The organism is Streptomyces sp. PL-29, assembly GCF_058344425.1.
The window spans coordinates 1,172,577-1,194,951 of the sequence record NZ_CP136996.1 but is presented as its reverse complement, the minus strand read 5'-3'; the positions used below and the strand labels follow the sequence as shown (position 1 = coordinate 1,194,951).

Annotated in this window: 24 protein-coding genes; 18 read left to right on the top strand and 6 right to left on the bottom strand. The window is 72.2% G+C overall.

Features of this window, described 5'->3' with window-relative positions; all coding sequences use genetic code 11:
* The first annotated feature begins 44 nt into the window (after nucleotides 1-44).
* From coaBC to R4Z63_RS05400, 3 genes are all read left to right on the top strand, one after another.
* Entirely contained in the window at nucleotides 45-1,259 is a 1,215-nt protein-coding gene (coaBC, locus tag R4Z63_RS05410) for a bifunctional phosphopantothenoylcysteine decarboxylase/phosphopantothenate--cysteine ligase CoaBC (RefSeq protein WP_384453652.1), read from the top strand.
* A 197-nt stretch (nucleotides 1,260-1,456) separates the two neighbouring features.
* Nucleotides 1,457-2,665, top strand: coding sequence for a methionine adenosyltransferase (gene metK, locus R4Z63_RS05405; protein ID WP_037926156.1), 1,209 nt, complete (start codon nucleotides 1,457-1,459; stop codon nucleotides 2,663-2,665).
* A gap of 164 nt (nucleotides 2,666-2,829) precedes the next feature.
* On the top strand, nucleotides 2,830-4,929 hold the full coding sequence (locus R4Z63_RS05400) for a primosomal protein N' (RefSeq protein ID WP_384453656.1): 2,100 nt from the start codon (nucleotides 2,830-2,832) through the stop codon (nucleotides 4,927-4,929).
* 180 nt (nucleotides 4,930-5,109) lie between these two features.
* Here the strand turns inward: R4Z63_RS05400 and R4Z63_RS05395 are convergent, their stop codons facing one another.
* The gene (locus R4Z63_RS05395) at nucleotides 5,110-5,655 is read right to left on the bottom strand and encodes a hypothetical protein (RefSeq protein WP_037926162.1); all 546 of its coding nucleotides are present in this window, start codon (nucleotides 5,653-5,655) and stop codon (nucleotides 5,110-5,112) included.
* A gap of 251 nt (nucleotides 5,656-5,906) precedes the next feature.
* On the opposite strand from R4Z63_RS05395, the gene fmt reads away from it, so the two are divergent.
* The 7 genes from fmt to R4Z63_RS05360 all read left to right on the top strand — a co-directional run bounded on the left by fmt (nucleotide 5,907) and on the right by R4Z63_RS05360 (nucleotide 11,970).
* Nucleotides 5,907-6,851 (top strand): methionyl-tRNA formyltransferase, encoded by a 945-nt coding sequence (fmt, locus tag R4Z63_RS05390; protein ID WP_037926165.1) that lies wholly within the window; start codon nucleotides 5,907-5,909, stop codon nucleotides 6,849-6,851.
* A 109-nt stretch (nucleotides 6,852-6,960) separates the two neighbouring features.
* Entirely contained in the window at nucleotides 6,961-8,436 is a 1,476-nt protein-coding gene (locus R4Z63_RS05385; protein WP_384453660.1) for an RsmB/NOP family class I SAM-dependent RNA methyltransferase, read from the top strand.
* Nucleotides 8,437-8,844: 408 nt separating this feature from the next.
* Nucleotides 8,845-9,531 (top strand): ribulose-phosphate 3-epimerase, encoded by a 687-nt coding sequence (gene rpe / locus R4Z63_RS05380; protein ID WP_030036653.1) that lies wholly within the window; start codon nucleotides 8,845-8,847, stop codon nucleotides 9,529-9,531.
* A gap of 124 nt (nucleotides 9,532-9,655) precedes the next feature.
* A complete protein-coding gene (locus tag R4Z63_RS05375) occupies nucleotides 9,656-10,672 on the top strand; it encodes a sugar-binding transcriptional regulator (protein ID WP_030841494.1) in 1,017 nt (338 codons plus the stop codon).
* 116 nt (nucleotides 10,673-10,788) lie between these two features.
* Nucleotides 10,789-11,010 carry a CarD family transcriptional regulator gene (locus R4Z63_RS05370; protein WP_384453664.1) on the top strand — a complete coding sequence of 74 codons (222 nt, stop codon included), beginning with the start codon at nucleotides 10,789-10,791 and terminating at the stop codon, nucleotides 11,008-11,010.
* A 49-nt stretch (nucleotides 11,011-11,059) separates the two neighbouring features.
* Nucleotides 11,060-11,521 (top strand): guanyl-specific ribonuclease, encoded by a 462-nt coding sequence (locus R4Z63_RS05365; protein ID WP_384453667.1) that lies wholly within the window; start codon nucleotides 11,060-11,062, stop codon nucleotides 11,519-11,521.
* The gene (locus tag R4Z63_RS05360; RefSeq protein ID WP_384453670.1) at nucleotides 11,518-11,970 is read left to right on the top strand and encodes a barstar family protein; all 453 of its coding nucleotides are present in this window, start codon (nucleotides 11,518-11,520) and stop codon (nucleotides 11,968-11,970) included. The genes R4Z63_RS05365 and R4Z63_RS05360 overlap by 4 nt, the downstream gene beginning before the upstream one ends.
* A 63-nt stretch (nucleotides 11,971-12,033) precedes the next feature.
* Here the strand turns inward: R4Z63_RS05360 and R4Z63_RS05355 are convergent, their stop codons facing one another.
* The 5 genes from R4Z63_RS05355 to R4Z63_RS05335 all read right to left on the bottom strand — a co-directional run bounded on the left by R4Z63_RS05355 (nucleotide 12,034) and on the right by R4Z63_RS05335 (nucleotide 15,518).
* On the bottom strand, nucleotides 12,034-12,504 hold the full coding sequence (locus R4Z63_RS05355) for a group II truncated hemoglobin (protein WP_384453673.1): 471 nt from the start codon (nucleotides 12,502-12,504) through the stop codon (nucleotides 12,034-12,036).
* Nucleotides 12,501-12,830 carry a putative quinol monooxygenase gene (locus R4Z63_RS05350; RefSeq protein WP_037926179.1) on the bottom strand — a complete coding sequence of 110 codons (330 nt, stop codon included), beginning with the start codon at nucleotides 12,828-12,830 and terminating at the stop codon, nucleotides 12,501-12,503. Before R4Z63_RS05350 ends, R4Z63_RS05355 begins: the two co-directional genes overlap by 4 nt.
* 72 nt (nucleotides 12,831-12,902) lie before the next feature.
* Nucleotides 12,903-13,412: an ATP-binding transcription factor AbmR gene (gene abmR, locus R4Z63_RS05345; RefSeq protein ID WP_384453677.1), complete on the bottom strand. Its 510-nt coding sequence runs from the start codon at nucleotides 13,410-13,412 to the stop codon at nucleotides 12,903-12,905.
* A gap of 73 nt (nucleotides 13,413-13,485) precedes the next feature.
* Nucleotides 13,486-15,222: an FAD-dependent oxidoreductase gene (locus tag R4Z63_RS05340; RefSeq protein ID WP_384453680.1), complete on the bottom strand. Its 1,737-nt coding sequence runs from the start codon at nucleotides 15,220-15,222 to the stop codon at nucleotides 13,486-13,488.
* Complete coding sequence (locus R4Z63_RS05335) at nucleotides 15,219-15,518, bottom strand: UBP-type zinc finger domain-containing protein (RefSeq protein WP_370466598.1); 300 nt, start codon at nucleotides 15,516-15,518, stop codon at nucleotides 15,219-15,221. Before R4Z63_RS05335 ends, R4Z63_RS05340 begins: the two co-directional genes overlap by 4 nt.
* A gap of 262 nt (nucleotides 15,519-15,780) precedes the next feature.
* Here R4Z63_RS05335 and R4Z63_RS05330 point away from each other — a divergent pair, with 262 nt between their 5' ends.
* From R4Z63_RS05330 to R4Z63_RS05295, 8 genes are all read left to right on the top strand, one after another.
* Nucleotides 15,781-16,605: a type 1 glutamine amidotransferase domain-containing protein gene (locus R4Z63_RS05330; protein ID WP_037926515.1), complete on the top strand. Its 825-nt coding sequence runs from the start codon at nucleotides 15,781-15,783 to the stop codon at nucleotides 16,603-16,605.
* Nucleotides 16,606-16,647: 42 nt separating this feature from the next.
* Nucleotides 16,648-18,288 (top strand): thiamine pyrophosphate-binding protein, encoded by a 1,641-nt coding sequence (locus tag R4Z63_RS05325; RefSeq protein ID WP_384453683.1) that lies wholly within the window; start codon nucleotides 16,648-16,650, stop codon nucleotides 18,286-18,288.
* 72 nt (nucleotides 18,289-18,360) lie between these two features.
* The gene (locus R4Z63_RS05320; protein ID WP_037926183.1) at nucleotides 18,361-18,795 is read left to right on the top strand and encodes a nuclear transport factor 2 family protein; all 435 of its coding nucleotides are present in this window, start codon (nucleotides 18,361-18,363) and stop codon (nucleotides 18,793-18,795) included.
* Between the two features lie 22 nt (nucleotides 18,796-18,817).
* Complete coding sequence (locus R4Z63_RS05315; protein ID WP_037926185.1) at nucleotides 18,818-19,273, top strand: nuclear transport factor 2 family protein; 456 nt, start codon at nucleotides 18,818-18,820, stop codon at nucleotides 19,271-19,273.
* 13 nt (nucleotides 19,274-19,286) lie between these two features.
* Nucleotides 19,287-19,658, top strand: coding sequence for a nuclear transport factor 2 family protein (locus R4Z63_RS05310; protein WP_384453688.1), 372 nt, complete (start codon nucleotides 19,287-19,289; stop codon nucleotides 19,656-19,658).
* 10 nt (nucleotides 19,659-19,668) lie between these two features.
* Nucleotides 19,669-21,273, top strand: coding sequence for a GMC family oxidoreductase (locus R4Z63_RS05305; protein WP_037926189.1), 1,605 nt, complete (start codon nucleotides 19,669-19,671; stop codon nucleotides 21,271-21,273).
* The gene (locus R4Z63_RS05300; RefSeq protein WP_384453691.1) at nucleotides 21,266-21,904 is read left to right on the top strand and encodes a DJ-1/PfpI family protein; all 639 of its coding nucleotides are present in this window, start codon (nucleotides 21,266-21,268) and stop codon (nucleotides 21,902-21,904) included. Before R4Z63_RS05305 ends, R4Z63_RS05300 begins: the two co-directional genes overlap by 8 nt.
* Nucleotides 21,904-22,374: a VOC family protein gene (locus tag R4Z63_RS05295; protein WP_384453694.1), complete on the top strand. Its 471-nt coding sequence runs from the start codon at nucleotides 21,904-21,906 to the stop codon at nucleotides 22,372-22,374. The genes R4Z63_RS05300 and R4Z63_RS05295 overlap by 1 nt, the downstream gene beginning before the upstream one ends.
* Nucleotide 22,375 lies beyond the last annotated feature (1 nt).

Below are 22,375 nucleotides of genomic sequence, written 5' to 3'. Positions count from 1 at the left end.
GAACGCGGCGGACGAGTCGAAAGTGTCAAAAGGGGTGTGCGCAGATGGGTAAGCCGAAGGTCGTGCTGGGCGTGAGCGGCGGGATCGCCGCCTACAAGGCCTGCGAGCTGCTGCGCCGGCTGACCGAGTCCGGGCACGACGTGCGGGTGGTGCCCACGGCGGCCTCCCTGAACTTCGTCGGCGAGGCCACCTGGGCCGCCCTCTCCGGGAACCCCGCCTCCACCGAAGTGTGGGAGACCGTCCACGAGGTGCCGCACGTACGCATCGGCCAGGGCGCCGACCTCGTCGTCGTCGCCCCGGCCACCGCCGACACGCTGGCCAGGGCCGCCCACGGGCTCGCCGACGACCTGCTCACGAACACGCTGCTCACCGCCCGCTGTCCGGTCGTCTTCGCCCCCGCGATGCACACCGAGATGTGGGAGCACCCGGCCACCCGGGAGAACGTGGCCACTCTGCGCCGCCGCGGCGCCCTTGTCATCGAGCCCGCCGTGGGCCGGCTCACCGGCAAGGACACCGGCAAGGGGCGGCTGCCCGACCCCGAAGAGATCTTCGAGGTGTGCCGACAGGTCCTGCGCCGCGGCGCGGCCGAGCCGGATCTGGTCGGCCGCCACGTCGTGATCAGCGCGGGCGGCACCCGGGAACCGCTGGACCCGGTGCGCTTCCTCGGGAACCGCTCCTCCGGCAAGCAGGGCTACGCGCTCGCCCGCACGGCCGTCGCCCGCGGGGCGCGGGTCACCCTGGTCGCGGCCAACACCGCGCTGGCCGACCCCGCCGGGGTGGACGTCGTACGCGTGGGGACGGCCGTACAGCTGCGGGAAGCCGTGCTCAAGGCGGCGCCGGACGCCGATGCCGTGGTCATGGCCGCGGCCGTGGCCGACTTCCGGCCCGCCGAGTACGCCGACGGCAAGATCAAGAAGAAGGACGGGGAGGACCCCGCCCCGGTCGCGCTCGTGCGCAACCCGGACGTCCTCGCCGAGATCTCGGCCGACCGGGCCCGTGAGGGCCAGGTGGTGGTGGGCTTCGCCGCCGAGACCGACGACGTCCTCGACAACGGCCGGGCCAAGCTGCGCCGCAAGGGATGTGATCTTCTCGTCGTGAACGAGGTCGGCGCGACCCGAACCTTTGGATCCGAGGAGAACGAGGCGGTCATCCTGGACTCCAGCGGGTCGGAATATCCTGTGCCCTATGGTCCGAAGGAGGCGCTGGCTGAGGCGATTTGGGACCGGGTTACGCAGCGGTTCGCGTCGCGACGCGCCTGAGTCGATTCCCCTTCACTCGGTCACCTCCGTACGCAAGAATGGGAGTGCCGCAGGTCACACGGCTCCCACAAGGCGAGACGGATGGTCCGGGCAACGGTGGCGACCGATAAACTGCATCCGGAACGTGATCGGGCGCAGCCCCCGATGTGGTTCCGCCAAATGATCAGCCAGCAGCCGCTGCAACCCCAGGGAGCGTTGTGTCCCGTCGTCTGTTCACCTCGGAGTCCGTGACCGAGGGCCACCCCGACAAGATCGCTGACCAGATCAGCGACACGATCCTCGACGCACTCCTCACCGAGGATCCGACCTCGCGCGTCGCCGTGGAGACCCTCATCACCACCGGCCTCGTCCACATCGCGGGTGAGGTGACGACGAAGGCCTACGCGCCGATCGCGCAGCTCGTCCGGGACAAGATCCTCGAAATCGGCTACGACTCCTCGAAGAAGGGCTTCGACGGCGCCTCGTGCGGCGTGTCGGTCTCCATCGGCGCGCAGTCCCCGGACATCGCGCAGGGCGTCGACACCGCCTACGAGAAGCGTGTCGAGGGCGATGAGGACGAGCTCGACAAGCAGGGCGCCGGTGACCAGGGCCTGATGTTCGGCTACGCCTGCGACGAGACCCCCGAGCTCATGCCGCTGCCGATCCACATCGCGCACCGGCTCTCGCGCCGCCTGTCCGAGGTCCGCAAGAACGGGACCATCCCGTACCTGCGCCCCGACGGCAAGACCCAGGTCACCATCGAGTACGACGGCGACAAGGCCGTCCGCCTCGACACCGTCGTGGTCTCCTCACAGCACGCCTCCGACATCGACCTCGACTCGCTGCTCGCGCCCGACATCCGCGAGTTCGTCGTCGAGCACGTCCTGGCCCAGCTCGTCGAGGACGGCATCAAGCTGGACACCGAGGGTTACCGCCTGCTCGTGAACCCGACCGGCCGCTTCGAGATCGGCGGCCCGATGGGCGACGCCGGCCTGACCGGCCGCAAGATCATCATCGACACCTACGGCGGCATGGCCCGCCACGGTGGCGGCGCCTTCTCCGGCAAGGACCCGTCCAAGGTCGACCGCTCCGCGGCCTACGCCATGCGCTGGGTCGCCAAGAACGTGGTCGCCGCCGGCCTCGCCTCGCGCTGCGAGGTCCAGGTCGCGTACGCCATCGGCAAGGCCGAGCCCGTCGGTCTCTTCGTCGAGACCTTCGGCACCGCCAAGGTCGAGGTCCAGAAGATCGAGGAGGCGATCGGCGAGGTCTTCGACCTGCGCCCGGCCGCGATCATCCGCGATCTGGACCTGCTGCGCCCGATCTACGCCCAGACCGCCGCCTACGGCCACTTCGGCCGCGAGCTGCCGGACTTCACCTGGGAGCGCACCGACCGCGTCGACGCCCTGCGCGCCGCCGCCGGTCTGTAGGCACCACCGGAAGTACCACGCGCGGGCGGCCCCGGACCCCACGGTCCGGGGCCCTTCCCATGGGCCCGCGGGTCCCACCGGGCCGGCCTGCCCGGCCGGGCCTGCGGCCGTGCGCCCCCGCGGCCGTGTGCCCGGTGTCAGCGCGGTTTGGTAAGAATGCTGATGTGAGCAGCGCGAACGATTCCCCACCGGAGCAGCTCGCGCTGATCCGGGAGATGGTCGCCGAGGCCAAGGCCAAGGCGCCCAAGGCGAAGCCGCGCACCTGGCGGGGGGCCGCCCTGGCCGCAGAACTCCCCGTCGCCCGGGTCCTCGTGAACAAGGGCGTGCTCCACCTCGACCGCACCTTCGACTACGCCGTGCCCGCCGAGCTCTCCGACGCCGCCCAGCCCGGCGTCCGCGTCCGAGTCCGCTTCGGCGCGGGCTCCCACCAGGTGCACGGAGGCCGCCGTGAGGGCGGCGGCCTCATCGACGGTTTCATCGTCGAGCGCCTTGCCGAGTCCGATTACAACGGTGCGCTCGCCGCCCTCGCCCAAGTGGTCTCGCCCGAGGTCGTGCTCGGCCCGCGCATGCTCGCCCTCACCCGGGCCGTCGCCGACCGCTACGCCGGCAGCCTCGCCGACGTCCTCCAGCTCGCCCTGCCCCCACGCAACGCCCGCGCCGAGGCCAAGCCCTCCCCGGAGCCGCTGCCGCCGCCCGCGGCCCCCGGCCCCGGCGGCTGGGAGCGCTACGGTGCCGGTCCCGGCTTCCTGCGCGCCCTCGCCGGCGGCGCCGCACCGCGCGCCGTGTGGACCGCCCTGCCCGGCCCGGGCTGGGCCGACGAACTCGCCCGGGCGATGGCCGCCACCCTCGCCTCCGGCCGTGGTGCCCTCGCCGTGCTCCCCGACGGCCGGACCACCGGCCGGGTCGACGCCGCCCTGACCTCCCTGCTCGGCGAAGGACGGCACGCCCTGCTGACCGCCGAGTCCGGTCCCGAGAAGCGTTACCGCCAGTGGCTCGCCGTCCACCGGGGCTCGGTCCGCGCCGTCATCGGCACCCGGGCCGCCATGTTCGCTCCCGTCCGCGACCTCGGCCTGGTCGCGATCTGGGACGACGGCGACTCCAGCCACAGCGAGGACCGGGCGCCGTTCCCGCACGTGCGCGAGGTCCTCGAACTGCGCGCGGTCAGCGACGGCTGCGCGTTCCTCGCCGGCGGCACCAGTTGCACCGTGGAGGCCGCCCAACTCGTCGAGTCGGGCTGGGCCCGCCCACTCGTGGCGGCCCGCGAGACCGTCCGGGCCGCAGCGCCCCGGATCCGCACCGTCGGCGACGAACTGCTGGCCCGGGACGAGGCGGCCCGCGCGGCGCGGCTCCCCAGCCTGGCGTGGGAGACCGTACGGGAGGGGCTGACGTCCGGTCCCGTCCTCGTCCAGGTGCCCCGCCGGGGGTACGTTCCCCGCCTGGCGTGCGAGCGGTGCCGGACACCCGCCCGCTGCACCGTCTGCGCCGGCCCCCTGGAGGCCCCCGACGCACGGGACCTGACGTGCGGCTGGTGCGGCCGGGGCGAGCCGTCCTGGCACTGCGGGGAATGCGGGTCCTTCCGCCTGCGTGCGCAGGTCGTCGGCGCCCGCCGCACCGCCGAGGAACTGGGGCGGGCCTTCCCGGCCGTGCCCGTGCGCACCTCCGGCCGCGATCACGTCCTGGACGAGGTGCCGGACCGGCCGGCGCTCGTGGTGAGCACCCCCGGCGCCGAGCCGGTCGCGGCGGGCGCCGGATACGCCGCGGCGCTGCTGCTCGACGGCTGGGCCATGCTCACCCGCCCCGACCTGCGGGCCGGGGAGGACGCCCTGCGGCGCTGGATCGCCGCCGCCTCCCTCGTCCGCGCGGACGGCCAGGTCGTGGTGGTCGCCGAGCCGACGCTGCGGCCCGTGCAGGCCCTCGTCCGGTGGGACCCGGTGGGGCACGCCGTACGGGAACTCGCGGAGCGGGCCCAGCTCGGCTTCCCGCCCGTGTCCCGGATGGCCGCGGTCGCAGGTCGGGGCGAAGCGGTGGAGGCATTCCTGGCGGGAGCCGGACTGCCGCCCGATGCCGAGATCCTCGGCCCGGTGCCGCTGCCCGGACGGCGCGGGGAGCCGTCCCCGGGGGAGCGGGCCCTGGTCAGGGTCCCGCCCGGCAGCGGAGCGGCCCTCGCGGCCGCCCTGAAGTCCGCCCAGGCGGCGCGCCTGGCCCGCGGTGTCCCGGCGGCGGACGCGGTGCGGGTGCGAATCGACCCGTCGGACATCGGCTGACGGCCGCCGCCCGCGGCCGGGGCGGCTTCGCAGGCCGCACGCGGGGCCGAGGGGAGGCATGGCATCCGGGAACGTCGAGGCCCCGGCGGGGAGCCGCAGGGGCGTCCCCACCGGGGCGGACTCGTGCGCGGCGGCCCGGGGCCGGCCGTCGGGGGTCGGCGTCCCGGCGGGAGGACGGCGTCAGCCGTTGCGCGGACCGGGCAGGGCGGGGGAGCGCGGAGCGTCCCCGAGACCGCGCCCGGCGGAGCCGGCGGTGGCCTGCGCCTCCTCGCGCACCGGCTGCGGCGGCATCGAACGGGCGGCCGGAACGGTCGGCAGCGGCCCCATGGTGCGGGTGGCCGTCGCTTCGGCCAGTGGCTCCGCCGCCTCCGCCGACTGCGCGCGGCGGGCGCCGTAGCGGCGGTGCACGGCCTGCTTGGTGACACCGAGCGCCGAACCGACCGCGTCCCAGGAGAAGCCGAGCGAGCGGTCGAAGTCCACCGCGGCGGTGACCAGCGTCTCCACGCTGTCCCGCAGCTCCTGGGCGAGGCGGACGGTGGGCGCGGGCGCCCGGCCGTAGACGACGAAGCCCGTGGAGGGGCCCGAGCGACGCGGGCGGTACACGTTGCCGAGCTGGGCGGTGAGCGTACGCAGGGCGTCCACCTGCCGGCGAACCCGCTCGATGTCCCGTACCAGGAGGTGCAGGCTGGCCCGGGCTTGGGCGTCGTGGGTGGCGTGGTCGGCCATGAAGAAGCCTCTCGAACCGGTGCTGAAGGGCGGACCGGGCCGCAGACATCGTTCACACGCGGCCCGTTTCGGTCAATCTCTCTTGACCAACGCGCCACCCGTCGTGCAGGTCACGCTGTGGGGGCGTGTCGGCATATGCGAGTGGCGCGCGCTTGTACGCACGCCCCCTCGGCACCACAGGTGGGGCGTCCGGCTGACGCCCCATAGACTGGTGCGCTGCTGACAGCCGACATAGCGAGGTAGGACCCCCAGTGAAGCTCGTCTTCGCAGGCACCCCCGAGGTCGCCGTACCCGCCCTGGACGCCCTGATCGCCTCCGGGCGGCACGAGGTCGCGGCCGTCGTCACCCGGCCCGACGCACCGGCCGGCCGCGGCCGCCGGCTGGTCGCCAGCCCGGTCGCCGAACGCGCGGAGGAAGCCGGCATCGAGGTCCTCAAGCCCACCCGGCCGCGCGACCCCGAGTTCCAGGCCAGGCTGCGCGAGATCGACCCCGACTGCTGCCCCGTCGTGGCCTACGGGGCCATCCTCCCCAAGAGCGCCCTCGACATCCCGCGCCACGGCTGGGTCAACCTGCACTTCTCGCTCCTGCCCTCCTGGCGCGGAGCGGCACCCGTCCAGCACTCGATCATGGCGGGTGACCAGCTCACCGGCGCCTCCACCTTCCAGATCGAGGAGGGCCTGGACTCGGGCCCGGTCTACGGCGTCCTCACCGAGGAGATCCGGCCCACCGACAACAGCGGCGACCTGCTCACCCGCCTCGCCTTCGCCGGCGCAGGCCTCCTCGCCGCCACCATGGACGGCATCGAGGACGGCACCCTGCGCGCCGTCGCCCAGCCCCTCGACGGGATCTCCCTCGCACCCAAGATCACGGTGGAGGACGCACGGATCGACTGGACGGCCCCCGCGATGCGCGCCGACCGCGTCGTGCGCGGCTGCACGCCCGCCCCGGGCGCGTGGACCGTCTTCCGCGGGGAGCGGCTCAAGCTGATCTCCCTCGGGATGGTGGCCGACCGTACGGACCTGCGGCCCGGCGTGCTGTCCGCCGCCAAGAACAACGTGTACGCGGGCACCGGTTCCCACGCCGTCGAGCTGCTCTGGGTCCAGCCGCAGGGGAAGAAGCCGATGCGCGCCGCCGACTGGGCGCGCGGGGTGCGGATCGCCCCCGGTGAGCGGCTCGGCGGGGCCGACGTAGGCTGAACAGTGCGGCCGTGCCGCAGACACACGGCGTCCTCCCCGCACGGTCCACCCGCAGTAGTCGTAGCACCTGTAGCACCCGTAGCACTCGTATATCCGGAGCACCTTTCACGTGAGCGAACAGCCCCGTCAGCCCCGCCGCAGGCCCGCCCCCGCAGGAGCGGGCGGCAAGCAGGCCAAGCCCTACCGCCGGCCCCAGAAGGACCCCGTCCGGATGCTGGCCTTCGAGGTCCTGCGGGCGGTGGACGAACGCGACGCCTACGCGAACCTCGTGCTGCCGCCGCTCCTCAGGAAGGCCCGCCAGGACGAGGCGTTCCAGGCGCGCGACGCGGCGCTGGCCACCGAGCTGGTGTACGGGACGCTGCGCCGCCAGGGCACCTACGACGCGGTCATCAGGGCCTGCATCGACCGCCCGCTGCGCGAGGTCGACCCGCCGGTGCTGGACGTCCTCTCCCTCGGCGCGCACCAGTTGCTCGGCACCCGGATCCCCACCCACGCCGCCGTCTCGGCCAGCGTGGAGCTGGCCCGGGTGGTGCTCGGGGACGGACGCGCCAAGTTCGTCAACGCCGTGCTGCGGAAGATCGCCGCGCACGACCTGGACGGCTGGCTGGAGCGGGTCGCGCCGCCGTACGAGGACGACGCCGAGGAGCACCTCGCCATCTACCACTCGCACCCCAGGTGGGTCGTCAGCGCCCTGTGGGACGCGCTGGGGGGCGGGCGCGCCGGGATCGAGGACCTGCTGGAGGCCGACAACGAGCGGCCCGAGGTCACGCTGGTGGCCCGGCCCGGCCGGTCCACGCCCCAGGAGCTGCTGGCGGCGGTCGGCGAGGAGTCGGCGCTCCCCGGGCGCTGGTCGCCGTACGCCGTGCGGATGGCCGAGGGAGGTGAGCCGGGCGCGCTGGAGGCGGTGCGCGAGGGCCGCGCCGGCGTCCAGGACGAGGGCAGCCAGTTGGTGGCGATGGCCCTGGCGGCCGTGCCCGTCGAGGGCCGTGACGAGCGCTGGCTGGACGGCTGCGCCGGGCCGGGCGGCAAGGCGGCCCTGCTCGGCGCGCTCGCGGCCGAGCGCGGGGCATTCCTGCTGGCTTCCGAGAAGCAGCCGCACCGGGCCCGTCTGGTGGAGCGGGCTCTCTCCGGCAACCCGGGCCCGTACCAGGTCATCACGGCGGACGGCACCCGTCCGGCGTGGCTGCCGGGCTCCTTCGACCGCGTCCTGATGGACGTGCCGTGCTCCGGCCTGGGTGCGCTGCGCCGCCGCCCGGAGGCCCGCTGGCGGCGACGCCCGGAGGACCTGGAGGGCTTCGCCCCGCTGCAGCGCGGGCTGCTGCGGCAGGCGCTGTCGGCGGTGCGGGTCGGCGGGGTCGTCGGTTACGCGACGTGCTCGCCGCATTTGGCGGAGACCCGGGTCGTGGTGGACGACGTCCTCAAGGGCCGCGGCGCCGGCAACGCCCCGGTGTCCGCCGAACTCGTCGACGCCAGGCCCTTCATGGCCGGTGTCCCCGGCCTCGGTGAGGGCCCGGACGTCCAGCTGTGGCCGCACCTGCACGGGACGGACGCGATGTACCTGGCCCTGCTGAGGCGTACGGCGTAGTTCTCCCGCGGATCAGAGCCGACCCGGGTCGAACCGGACGGCCGCATCCACTGCGGGCCGGGGCGTCCTTCCCGCTGAGCGGGTCCGACCGGGCCGAGGAGATCGTCCACCGGGCGGTGGACGGCATGGCGCCCCGGCCGATGCCGACGCGTGAGGGTCTCCCGTTTTTCGTGGCCCGCCACCCCGAAGAGCGCACGGTCGCACAGGTTGCGGCATCGGCTACCGGGGCCGTGCGGTTCGCGGTGACCACGCGGGCCGGTCCTCCGGCGTCCGCGGAGGCGGGGCCGGGCCGAAGTTGATCCATAAGCAGAATTCACATATTCTTGATCATTGCTTTAGCGTTGCTACGGAAATCCTGACGTGCGGGGCCATGGCCGGAACCGGCCGCAGGCATGGCAGGCTTGGGGCATGGCCGCTCAGATTTATCCCAGCATCCTGTCCGCCGACTTCGCCCGTCTCGCCGAGGAGGCGAAGGCCGTCGAGGGGGCCGACTGGCTGCACGTCGACGTCATGGACAACCACTTCGTCCCCAACCTCACCCTCGGCATGCCGGTCGTGGAGTCCTTGAGCCGTGCCACGGACATCCCGCTGGACCTGCACCTGATGATCGAGAACCCGGACCGCTGGGCCCCGCAGTACGTGGAGGCGGGCGCGGGGTCGGTCACCTTCCACGCCGAGGCCGCGGCGGCGCCCGTACGCCTCGCGCGGGAGATCCGGGCCAAGGGGGCGCGGGCCTCCATGGCCCTCAAGCCCGCGACGCCGATCGAGCAGTACGAGGACATCCTCCCCGAGCTCGACATGCTGCTGATCATGACGGTCGAGCCGGGCTTCGGCGGCCAGCCCTTTCTCGACATCATGCTGCCCAAGATCCGCCGTACCCGGGAGCTGATCGCCAAGCACGGTCTGGAGCTGTGGCTCCAGGTCGACGGCGGGGTGTCGGCCTCGACCATCGAGCGCTGTGCCGAAGCCGGCGCGGACGTCTTCGTCGCGGGCAGCGCGGTCTACGGAGCGGTGGATCCGGCGGCCGCCGTCCGTACGCTGCGTGACCAGGCGGGTGCGGCGATCGCCGCGGCGCCGTGGGCGTGCGACCACTGAACCAAGGGTTGATGAACAGCTCGGTGAACGGGAGCTGTCCAGGCTGATCAACGGCCGTCGGATCTGACAGGATGAACGGCGAGTCGAGAGTGTGAACAGCAGTGAGGAGAGCGCGGTGTCTGCAATGTCGGCGGGACGGTCAGCCCTGCGGATGGGACCCGCGGAGCTGGTGCAGGCGGCGGCCATGGCCCGCCGCTTCTACCTGGAGGGCAAATCCAAGATTCAGATCGCCGAGGAGTTCGGCGTGAGCCGCTTCAAGGTGGCCCGGGTCCTGGAGACCGCCCTCGAACGCGACCTCGTACGGATCGAGATTCGGGTACCGGCCGAGCTCGACGCGGAGCGGTCGGACGCGCTCCGGGCCCGGTACGGCCTCCGGCACGCCGTCGTGGTGGAGTCGCCCGCCGACGCCACCGAGGACGCCCCGGACCCCGAGAACCTGGGCGCCGTCGCCGCGGACCTGCTGGGCGAACTGGTCAGTGAGGGGGACGTGCTGGGCCTCGCGTGGGGCCGGTCGACCATCCACATGGCCGCCTCCCTGCACCGCCTGCCGCAGTGCACCGTGGTCCAGCTGACCGGTGTGTACGACGCCGGGACCGCGGAGCGCGGTTCGGTCGAGGCCGTGCGCCGGGCCGCGCAGGTCTCGGGCGGGGACGCGCACCCGATCTACGCGCCCATGCTGCTGCCCGACCCCGCGACGGCGGCGGCGCTGCGCAGCCAGACCGGGATCGCCCGCGCCTTCGACTACTTCGACAAGGTCACGGTCGCGGCCGTCTCCATCGGTTCGTGGGAGCCGGGCATCTCGACCGTCCACGACATGCTGACCGACGAGGAACGCGCCCACTACGCCTCGCTGGGTGTCGCCGCCGAAATGTCGGCCCACCTCTTCGACGCTGAGGGCCGGCGGGTCGGTCGGGACCTCGGCGAGCGGTGCATCACGGTCGAGGCGGACCGGCTGCGCCGGATCCCGGAGGTGGTGGCGATTGCGGGCGGCCTGCGCAAGGCCTCCGCGATCGGCGCGGTGCTGAGATCAGGGCTGGTGACCAGCCTGGTCACGGACACCGCCGTCGCCGACTACCTGCTGACCGAGTCGGCTCCGGGGCTGCGGCCGGCGCTGGACCGGGCCGACCCCGACGACCTGTAGGGCGGCTCGGGACACCGCGTACGGACACCGTGCCGGGGTGCCGGTGCACGGATGGTGCCCGGATCGAGATCCGAAGTGTCGCCGCGCGGTGGCCCGCCGGGCGCATACTGATTCCGATGACAAAATCAGCAGTTCCTCGCCGCCATTTGCCGTCCAGCCCGTTCAAAGCCCGTGTAGAACAGCCGATCCGGCAGTTCAGCGTCGGCGATCGGGTCACTCACGACGAGCACGGCCTCGGCCGTGTCGTCGGTATCGAGGAGGGGATCGCCGTTCTCGTCGACTTCGGTGCCGTCCAGAAGCGCATCCTGAGTCCCTACAGCAAGATGGCCGTGCTCTGACACGACCGGGCGATTCGCGGACGAATCGCATGTTTGACACGATCGCTGCATGATCTTCCGGAACGTGCCCCGATGGTTGCTGCGTTCGCTGGGGGCGGTGTTCCTCTGTGCCGCGCTCGTCGCGACGGTGGGCTGTGGCACCCAGAAGCCCGGCCCCGCCGTCGCGAACGGCAGCACCGACCCCAGCGCGGCATCCACCGCCGCGCCCGATGCGGTTCCGGGCTGGGCGCGGGGGATGGCCGTCGTGCGCGCCGACGCGCTGCCCCGGCAGGCGGTGGACGTCCTCGCGCTCATCGACCGGGGCGGTCCGTACCCGTACCGGCAGGACGGTACCGTCTTCGGGAACTTCGAGAAGGTGCTGCCGCGCCAGAAGCGCGGCTACTACCACGAGTTCACGGTGCGCACGCCGGGGGAGCGGGACCGGGGGGCCCGGCGGATCGTGACGGGTGAGGGCGGGGAGTTCTACTACACGGACGACCACTACCAGACCTTCAAGGCGGTTCTCCGATGACCCTGCACCCACAGCCGCTCGCCCCGGCCCTCGCCGCCGCCGAGGCCGCGGGCCGGCCGACGGTACGGCTGGACCTGGACGGCGTACGGGACAAGTCCGGGCTGATGGCGCGGTGCGAGGAGGCCTTGCGGCTGCCGCGGTGGTTCGGCGGGAACTGGGACGCGCTCGCGGATGCGCTGCGCGATCTGTCCTGGCTGCCGGAGGCTGGGGCCGCGGGGCGACTGGTCGCCGTGACGTCGTGGCGCGGGTACGCCGGCGCGAGGCCTTCGGAATGGGAGACGTTCGTGGACGTCCTGGAGGAAGCGGTGGACTTCTGGCGCGACCGGGGCTCGGGGGAGGGGAACTCCGGGCTCACCGTGGTGCTGGACGAGTCGGAGCCGGAGAGCGGGCACCGGCGGGCTGCCGGGGCTCCGCCCCGGACGCCGCGCCCCGGGCGCCGGCGGGGCTGACGGGGCGGGCCGGAGGGGAGCGCGGCGAACCGGGTGGCCCCGAGCCACCCGGTCGCGTCGTCGTCAGTCCGTCTTCGGGATCCAGGGCGGAGTCTGGCCCCAGGACCAGACCGGGATCTTGGCCGCGTCGACCGGCGGGGGGTTGGGGCCCGAGTAGATCAGGGCCATGCGGGTGCCCCACTCGATGTAGTAGGCGAACACCCCACGGAACTCGGGGTCCGCCGGGAGGCCCACCTCGTCGGCGGTGTCCATGAGCAGGTCCACCCACCGGCGGCGCTGCTCCTCGGTGATCGCCCGGCCGAGGTGCTTGGTGGCCATGTGCTGGTGGCCGCCGTGCCGGGCGGTGTAGTCGGCCGGCCCGCCGAAGACCTCCGACAGCCAGACCGCGACGTGCTGGGGGTGCTCCGAGTCCATACCGGCGAAGACCGGGGCAAGGATCTCGTCCTGGAGGGCGTGGGCGTAGAAGGCGTCCGTGAGGCGGTTCATCGCCTCCGCCCCGCCCATCCACTCGTAGATGGTGGGTGTGGTGCTCATCGCTGTCCGGCGCCCTTCCCGGTGCCCACGACGCCCGTCACGAGGTAGTGCTGCATCTCCTCGATGGCCGCCACGTACGGACGGATCGCGGCGAAGAAGGCCGGGAAGTGCTCTCCCTTGCGGAACCCGCCCAGGTGGTCCTCGATGGAGGTCCAGCGGATCCGGAGGATGTAGCGCTCCTTCTCCTCCTCGCATCGGGCCAGTTCGTAGTCGAGGCACTCGGGCGAGGCGGCCAGGGACTCGGCCGCCCGGGCGTACGCGTCCTCGAAGGCCTGCTGGTCGTCCAATGCGATCCGGTAGCGGATGTATTCGACGGTGGTCGTCATGGTGCGTACCTCTCCCTGGGTGTAGGTCTCGGCCAGCCTTACGCGATCACACGGCGCCGTGGGGCGGATTCGTCATTCGGACCCGGACTTCATGGAGTCGGTCGTCCCGGTGACGTCGGGCCCCTGCGCGCGGACCCGGCCGACCTGGTCGAGGGAGTCGCGCAGCTCCGTCAGCCAGCTGTCGGTGTTGCGCCCGACGAGGCGGACGCACCAGGCCAGCGCGTCGGCCCGGCTGCGGGCCACGCCGCCGGCGACCAGGGTGTCGAGGACCTGGCGCTCGGACTGGCGCAGCCGGGTCATGACGGGCACGGCGAGGTGGGTGAAGAGGGTCGTCTCGTCACCCACCCGGACGCCCCAGGCGACCTTGCGGCGGTAGAGCTCCTCGGCCTCGCGGGCCACTTCCATGCGCTGTTCGCGGGTGCGTTCGCGGAACTCCCGGACCGACTCGGCCGCCGGTATGACGCCGACGACCGTGATCTCCTCACGGTCGGCGGTGACCGGGTCGAGGGACTCGTAGACGTCCACCGGCAGGCGCTCGGCGAACCACGCGCGGAGCTGTTCGCTCTGTTCGGCAGTAATCATGTAATCAACGTTGCATCCGCTGTGCCCTTGATCACAAGGGCACAGCGTTCGCTCTCAGCCCACCCGGCCCGTCTCAGCCCATCGAGCGGTAGCGGTGGATCAGAGAGACCGCCATGGCCCCCTCGCCCACACCCGAAGCCACCCGCTTGACCGAATGGGCGCGGACGTCGCCCGCAGCGAAGACCCCGGGCACGCTCGTCTCCAGCGGGTAGGGGGCACGTTCCAGGCTCCATTCGGCCGGGAGCTCGCCGCCGTTCGCGATCAGGTCCGAACCGGTCAGGACGAAGCCGTACTCGTCCCGCTCGACCACGCCCGCGAGCCAGTCGGTGTGCGGGCGGGCCCCGATGAAGGTGAACATGAAGCGCGCCGGGACCTCGGTGTCCCGGCCGGTCTCCGCGTCGTGGAGGGTCAGCCGCTCCAGGTGCTCCTCGCCGTCCAGCCGGACGACCGTGGTGCGCACCCTGACCTCGATGTTCGGGGTGCGTTCGATCTCGTCGACCAGGTAGCGGGACATGCTCGCGTCCAAGGAGGACGCGCGGACCAGGATCGTCACCCGGGCGGCGTACTTGGCGAAGTGCACGGCGGCCTGCCCCGCCGAGTTGGCCCCACCGACGATGAACACGTGCTGCGAGATGCAGGCCGAGCTCTCCGTGGTCGCCGCGCCGTAGTAGAGGCCGGCCCCTTCGAAGCGCTCGGCTCCGGGGGCGTCGAGGCGGTTGTACGAGACCCCGGTCGCGAGCAGGACCGTCTCGGCGGAGATCTCCGTGCCGTCGGCGAGGGTGAGGATCTTCGCCGGGTCGTCGCGGGTCAGCGAGACCACCTCCACCGGGTGCAGGATCTCGGCGCCGAACCGGGAGGCCTGGATGGTCGCCCGGCGGGTCAGGTCGCCGCCCGAGAGGCCCGAGGGGAAGCCCAGGTAGTTCTCGATCAGGCTGGAGGTGCCGGCCTGGCCGCCCGGGGCACGGGAGTCCAGCATCAGCGTGGACAGGCCCTCGGAGGCCGCGTAGACACCGGCCGCCAGGCCCGCCGGGCCCGCGCCGACGATGACGCACTCGTAGTGCGGGCGCGAGGCGGTGGTGGCCAGGCCCAGGTGCCGGGCGAGCTGCGTGTCGGTCGGCGCCGAGAGCACCGCCCCGTCCGGGAAGCGGACCAGCGGCAGGGCGCCGTCGGGCTGGGCGGCGATCAGGGTCAGCGCCTCGGGGTCCCGTTCGACGTTGAGGAAGCGGAACGGCTGGCCGTTGCGGGTGAAGAAGTCCCGTACGGCGTGGGTGCCCGGGGAGACCAGGTGACCGGCGACGATGATCCCGTCGTAGGCCGGGCGGTAGGTCGCCAGCCAGTCCGAGAGCAGGTCGTCCAGGACGGGGAAGAGTCGCTCGTGCGGCGGGTCCCACGGCTTGAGCAGGTAGTAGTCCAGCCGGACCCGGTTGATCGCGGTGATCGCCGCGTCGGTCTCGGCGTACGCGGTCAGCAGCACCCGGCGGGCGTCGGGGAAGCGGCTGACCGCCTCCAGTAGGAACTCGACGCCGGTCACGTCCGGCATGCGCTGGTCCACGAGGAACAGTGCCGGGTCATGGCCCCGCTCGTCGAGGGAGTCGAGGATCTTCAGGGCGTCGGCGGCCGAGGAGGCGCCGAGCACCCGGTAGCGGTCGCCGTAGGCGCTGCGCAGGTCGCGGCGCACGGCGCGCAGCACCTGCGGGTCGTCGTCGACCGCCAGTATCACCGGCTTACGGCTCTCCGCGCGCTCGGCGGTGGCGGCCGGCGACGGGGCGGGCGCGGCGGGCGCGGGGGAGCTCTCCCGGGCCGCACTCATGCCGGGTCCAGCATCAGCTGGTCGGCGTAGCACCAGGCCCAGTCCTCGTTCGGCTCGTGGGAGGCCGCGATCGGGTGCTCGGTGGTCCGGTAGTGCCGGGTGGCGTGACGGTTCTTCGACGAGTCGCAGCACCCGACGTGTCCGCAGCTCAGGCACAGCCTCAGGTGCACCCACGTGTCGCCGGCGAGGAGGCACTCCTCACAGCCCACCGCGGTGGGCTTCACCGGACGTATCTGATCGATGTGTGTGCACAACAGGTCCATGGTCATCGTCGCCGTCCCTCTCCTGGTGCTCATGCTCGTTACAGCAACACGGCCCGCGCGCCCGCCATTCACGGCGCGTCCAGACCTTAGGGCGGGCCCGGCGGAATGGTTCACCGATTCGGCCGAAGTCACGTAGTCCTGCGGCTACTTCATGACGTCGGCGAACGACTTCCTGAGGTGCCCCGGCCGGCTGTACCGCTACCTCACGAAGTCGCATGCCAGCGCTTTGACGAAGGCTCGGGGCCCGGCCAGTGTGGGGGACGCCAACGACAACAGGCGGCGCCTGGAGGAATACGTGAGCAGAAAGATTCTGGTCATTGTCTCCGAACACGGTTACTGGGCCGAAGAACTGATAGGACCCATCTCGAAGTTCGATGAGCGGGGCTACGAGGTCATATTCGCCACGCCGACCGGGAAGCGTGCGCACGCTCTTCCGCCGAGCCTCGACGCGAACTACGTCGACCCCCCGCTCGGACGCTCGGTGACCACCGAGGAGAACGCCCGGCTGGGGCGGGAGTTCGAGCGGTCGAGCCGACTGGACTCCCCCCTCGACATCGAGGCCTGGGTGCCCGAGCGCCCGTACACGAGTGATACGGCCTACCTGCCCAAGCTGGAGCAGTACCACCGTGACCTCGACAAACTCGACGCCGACATCGCCGGATACGACGCGATCCTCATCGTCGGGGGCAGCGGACCGATCGCCGACCTCGCCAACAACGAGCGCGTGCACGCCCTGATCCTGGCCTTCCGGAAGGCCGGCAAGGTCGTGGCCGCCGAGTGCTACGGAGTCGCCTGCCTGGCCTTCGCCCGGGACTGGGACGACCGCAAGAGCATCATCTGGGGCAAGCACGTGACCGGCCACTGCAAGGAGTACGACTACAAGGACGGCACGGGGTTCCTCGGTACCGACTTCAACATGGGGCCGCCGCCGTACCCGCTGGAGTACATCCTGCGCGACGCGACGGGACCGCGCGGCGCGTACCACGGGAACTTCGGCAAGCCGGTCTCGGTGATCGTGGACTTCCCCTTCGTCACCGGACGTTCCACCCCCGATTCCTATCTGACGGGGCAGAAGATCGTGGAGGTCCTGGAGGACGGGCTCACCCGATACGGCTGGTAATCCCGGCAACCGCAGGGAATTCGGATGGTCGAGGGGGAATTCATGGAAGCCACTCCCGGACGGGAAAGGCTGATCGAGCAGTTCAAGGCCGACGGCCTGAAGGTGATGTTCGGAAATCCGGGGACGGTGGAACAGGGATTCCTCGACGCGGTGGACGCGGCGGACGACTTCCGCTACGTCCTCGCCCTCCAGGAGACCGTGGCCGCCGGCATCGCCGACGGGTACGCCCGCGCGACCGGCGGCGCGGCCCTGCTCCAGCTGCACTCCGGGGTGGGCCTCGGCAACGGCATCGGGATGCTCTACCAGTCGCTGCGCGGCCACACGCCGCTCGTCGTCGTCGCCGGCGACGCCGGGGTGCGCTACGACGCCATGGACGCGCAGATGGCGTCCGACCTGGTGGCGATGGCCAGGCCGGTGACCAAGTACGCGACCCGCGTCACCGATCCGCGCTCGGTGCTGCGCACCGTCCGGAGGGCCGTGAAGATCGCGCTCACCCCGCCCCGCGGGCCCGTGTTCGTGGCGCTGCCGATGGACGTGCTGGACGAGCTCAACTCCGAGCCCGTCCTGCCGGCCACGGTCCCGCTCACGGACGTGGCGCCCTCGCCGGCGTCGGTCGGCCGGGCGGCCGAGCTGCTCGCCTCCGCCGAGCGGCCGGTCGTGCTGGTCGGGGACGGGGTGGCGCTCTCCGGGGCGCAGCGCGAGCTCGCCGCCGTCGCCGAGCTGCTGGGCGCCGACGTGTACGAGGTCGACTCCTCCGAGGTGAACATCGCGGCCTCGCACCCGCTGCGGCGCGGCCAGACCGGGCACATGTTCGGTCCGCACAGCAAGGAGCTGGTCGCGGACGCCGACGGGGTGCTGATCGTCGGCACCTATGTCTTCCCGGAGGTGTTCCCCGAGCTGGAGAGCCCCTTCCGGGCCGGCGCGAAGGTCGTCCACATCGACCTCAACGCCTATGAGATCGCCAAGAATCACCCGGTCGACCTGGGCCTCGCCGCGGACCCCCGGCAGGCGCTGCGGGCGCTGGCCGGCGTACTGGAGCGGCAGCTGACGCCCCAGCGGCGGGCCGCCGCGGCCGCCCGGCTCGATGTACGGACCCGGGAACAGTCCCGGGGGGCGGACGCGGCCACCCAGGACGACGGCACGCCGATGGCCGTCTTCCTGCGGACCCTGGCCGAGCGCACCGGCGGGGACCTGATCGTCTTCGACGAGGCGCTGACGACCTCGCCGCTCGTCACCCGCTACCTGCCGGCGGAACGCCCCGGTGACTACCACCTCACCCGGGGCGGATCGCTGGGCGTGGGCTTCCCGGGGGCCGTCGGCGCCAAGCTGGCCCGCCCGGACCGGCTCGTCGTGGGTTTCGCCGGCGACGGCGGTTCCATGTACACCTACCAGGCGCTGTGGACCGCGGCCCGGCACGGGATCGACGCCAAGTTCGTCGTCTGCAACAACCGCAAGTACCGGCTGCTGGACGACAACATCGCCCAGTACTGGCGGGAGCGGGACATCCCGGAGCACGGCTTCCCGAACTCCTTCGACCTCTCGCACCCCGAGATCGACTTCGCGGGGCTGGCGCGCTCGCTGGGCGCCGGCGGGATGCGGGTGGAGAAGCCGGACGAGGCGGTCGCCGCGGTGGGCCGGATGCTGTCCCACCCCGGACCGTTCCTCGTCGACGTGCAGATCTGACCGCGGAGCCCACTGCAGTCCGACCGACCCGACCAGTCATCCAGCACGGAAACGGAAGCAGGAGGAGACCGCATGCCCGCCGAGCGGCAGCTGACCGAGGACGCGATCCGCAGTTTCGCCGAGCACTGGTACGTGGCGCTGGACCAGCACGCGGCTCCGGCCGACGTGCTCGCCCTGATCACCGAGGACCTGGAGTTCAAGGTCCCCGAGGACACCTTCCTCGGACACGAGGGATTCGGCCGCTGGTACGAGGCCGTCACCCACCGCTTCTTCGACGAGGTGCACACGGTCACGAAGGTGGAACCGGTCATCGAGGGCGACCGGGCGGTGGTCCGGGTCCTCGTCAACTGGCAGGCCAAGATCTGGGACCCGCCGGCCGCCCGCAGCCAGTGGCTGGGCTTCGACGCCGACCAGACCTGGACCGTGGTCGCCGGCCCCGATGGACCGCTGATCAAGCAGTACACCGTCAACGACCTGGCTCCGATGCCCGGCTCCGGCTCCCTGTGACCGCGGTGAAGGAGGACCGACGATGACCGAAGTGACACCCGAGCGGGTCCGGGAGGCCTACGCCGCCCTCGGCTCCGGCGACCGGGAGCGGATCCTGCAGTACTACTCCGAGGACCTGCGCTGGCTGGTGCCGGGCAACCACCCCCTGGCCGGCTGGTACGAGAGCCTGGACGCCTTCCTGGAGCTGATGGGGCAGACCCACAAGCTCACGGGGGGCACCTTCCGGATGGACCTGGAGGCGGTGCTGGTCGGCCCGGACTGCTCGGCCGACGTGTGCCGCAACGTCGCCCTGCGGGCCGGCGCGGCCGAGGCGAGCGGGTCCCCGTACGAGCGGATGGACTACCCGGTCTTCCATTTCATGCGGTGGGCCGACGGCCGGATCGTCGAGGGCCGCGACGGGCTCTTCGGGGACTCGGCGACCGCCTTCAGCCAGTTCTGGGCGCCGTTCGCGCCGGACGGAACCCGCAGAGACCGATAGGGGGATGAGCGCGATGGACGCACGACAGATCCTGCAGAAGTACTACGAGTACGCCAATGCCGGGGACTGGGAGCGCTGGTGCGACCTGTTCGCCGATGACCAGGTCATGGACGAGCAGCTCGCCGGCCACATCGAGGGCCTGGAGGTGCTCCGCTCGATGATGAAGGGCATGGGGACGATGTACCGGGTGTTCCGCAACGAGCCCGTGCACTTCCTCGTCGACGGCGAGAAGGCCGCGGCCGTCTCCCACCTGACCGCGGTCAGCGCCTCCGGAGAGCCCATCGAGGCCGAGGTCATGAACTTCTTCCGGATCGTGGACGGAAAGATCGCCTACATGGCGAACTACCACGACACGGTTCCCTTCCAGGCCCTGAGCCAGGACTGAGGAGGGAGGCGTGAGCGTGGAAGAGTACGACTACGTCGTCGTGGGATCGGGCACCGCGGGCAGCGTGCTGGCCAACCGGCTCTCCGAGGACCCGGACGTCTCCGTCCTCGTCCTGGAGGCGGGCGGCTCCCGGATCCCGCCCGAGGTCGACGACCCGTCCTCCTGGTACAAGCTCCTCGGCGGGCCCGTGGACTGGGGCTACACCAGCACGCCGCAGCCCGGGCTCGACGGCCGCCGTACCTACGAGCCGCGCGGCAAGGCCCCCGGCGGCAGCAGCAACCTCTACATCATGATGCACATCCGCGGCCACGCCTCGGACTTCGACAACTGGGCCTACCAGGGTGCGGCCGGCTGGGCCCACGAGGACGTGCTGCCGTACTTCGCCCTGCTGGAGGGCCAGGAGGACGCCACCGCCGCGACCACCGGGACCCGCGGTCCGCAGCGGATCACCAACGCCGGGCTGCACGGCCCCAACCCGGTCTCCCGCGCCTTCATCGACGCGGCCGTCGAGCTCGGCCACGAGGAGATCGCCGACTTCAACACCGACGGGCCCCGGCGCGGGCTCTTCGGCACCGGCTGGCACCACATCGACGTGGCCGACGGGCGCCGCCAGGGCACCCTGGCGGCCTATCTGGAGCCCGCCCTCGACCGGCCGAACCTGACCCTGCGCACCAACGCGCAGAGCACCCGGCTCCTCGTCGACGGCGACACCTGCACGGGCGTCGAGTACGTGCAGCTCCAGGCGCCCGCGGAGTTCCCCGGTCGGACCGTCCGGGACGGCCACAGCAGTCCCGCCGCGCCCGGGCCGCACACCGTACGGGCCCGGCGCGAGGTGGTCGTGGCCGCCGGGGCGATCGAGTCGCCGAAGCTGCTGCTGCTCTCCGGCATCGGCCACCCCGAGCAGCTGCGCGAGCACGGCATCGAGGTCACCGCGGCCCTGCCCGGGGTCGGCGAGAACTTCCACAACCACGTCCTGACCGGTCTGATGGCCGAGGTCACCCAGGAACTCCCGCCGCCGGCGCAGAACCTGTCGGAGAGCGCTCTGTTCCTGTCCTCGCAGCCGGGACTGCCCGCCCCCGACCTGCAGATCGCCTTCGTCCACGTGCCGTTCGACGTGATCGTCGGCAGGGACCACCCGAACACGGTGAGCATCCTGCCCGGGGTGGTGCGCCCGGTCTCGCGCGGCTGGATCAGGCTGGCGAGCGCCGACCCACTGGCCCACCCGCTGATCAACCCGAACTACCTGGGCGACCGGTGGGACCTGGAGCGCATGGTGCAGGGCGTCAAGATCGCCCGGGAGATCTTCGCGACCTCGGCCTTCTCGCCCTGGTACAAGCAGGAGCTGCAGCCCGGCCCCGGCCACGTCAGCGACGACGACCTGCGGACCTTCGTGAAGCAGAAGTCGGAGAGCTACCACCACCAGTCCGGCTCCTGCCGCATGGGCATCGACGACCTCGCCGTCGTCGATCCGCAGCTGCGGGTGCACGGCGTGCGCAACCTGCGCGTCGTGGACGCCAGCGTGATGCCCGCCGTCCCGTCGGGCAACTGCCACGCCGCCATCGCGATGATCGCCGAGCGCGCGGCGGACTTCCTGAGGGGGACCTCCCGTGCCTGATGCCGTCCTGCGTGAGGGTGCCCTGTCCGGGACCCGGATCGCGGTCCTGGTCGAGAGCGACTACTACGAGCCCGAGATCTTCTACTACCAGCACCGGTTCGCCGAGGAGGGCGCCGAGGTCGACTTCCTGACCCGGCTGTGGGGCAACGACTCCATCACCTTCACCGGGCACGAGTACCGGGCCCCGTTCACCGTCGACCGGTCCCTGGAGGGACTGAGCGACGAGGAGCTGCGCCGGTACGCGGCGGTCATCGTGCCCTCGGGCATGGTGGCCGACCGGCTGCGCTACACCGAGGACGTCGACGTCCTCGCCCCGGCGACCGAGCTGCTGCGCCGGGCGTTCGAGGAGCCGACGATCCTCAAGGGGATCATCTGCCACGGCATGTGGCTGGCTTCCTCCATCCCCGGGAAGATCCGCGGCCGCAAGGTGGTCTGCCACAACAACCTGATCGGCGACGTCCGCAACATGGGCGGGGAGTACGTCGACGAGGACGTCGTGGTCGACGGCGACCTGGTCACCGGCCGCACCGGGGCCCACCACCACCTGTTCGCCCGCCGGCTCATCGAGCTGATCGCGGCCGGCCGGGGCCGGGGGGCCGTCCCCCGGCCACCGCTGGGGGGTGCCTCCTGATGCCGGGGGCCGCGGACCGGCCGATGGTGTGGTCGCACGTGGGCCTGAACTGCGTGGACCAGAAGACCACCGAGGACTTCTACACCCGGTACTTCGGCTTCTCCCGGGCCCGGGTGGTCGACCTCGGGGAGTCGCAGATCGTGTTCCTGCGCAAGGGCGACGCGTACCTGGAGCTCTTCGCAGCGGATGCCGGGCCGGACCGCACGGCCCCGGGGCTCCCCCCGGCCGCAGCCGGCGGAGACGGGCCGCAGGCCCCGGGCCGGATGCGCCACCTGGCGTTCCAGACCGACAGCGTGGACGCGTTCCTGGCCGATCTGGGCGACGCGGCGGAAGTGACCCTGGGCCCGCTGGACTTCGACGACTTCATCTGCGGCTGGCGGACCGTGTGGGTCCGCGACCCCGACGGGGTGATCGTCGAAGTGAGCCAGGGATACGAGGACGACAGCACTCACGACAAGGACGGTGCATGAC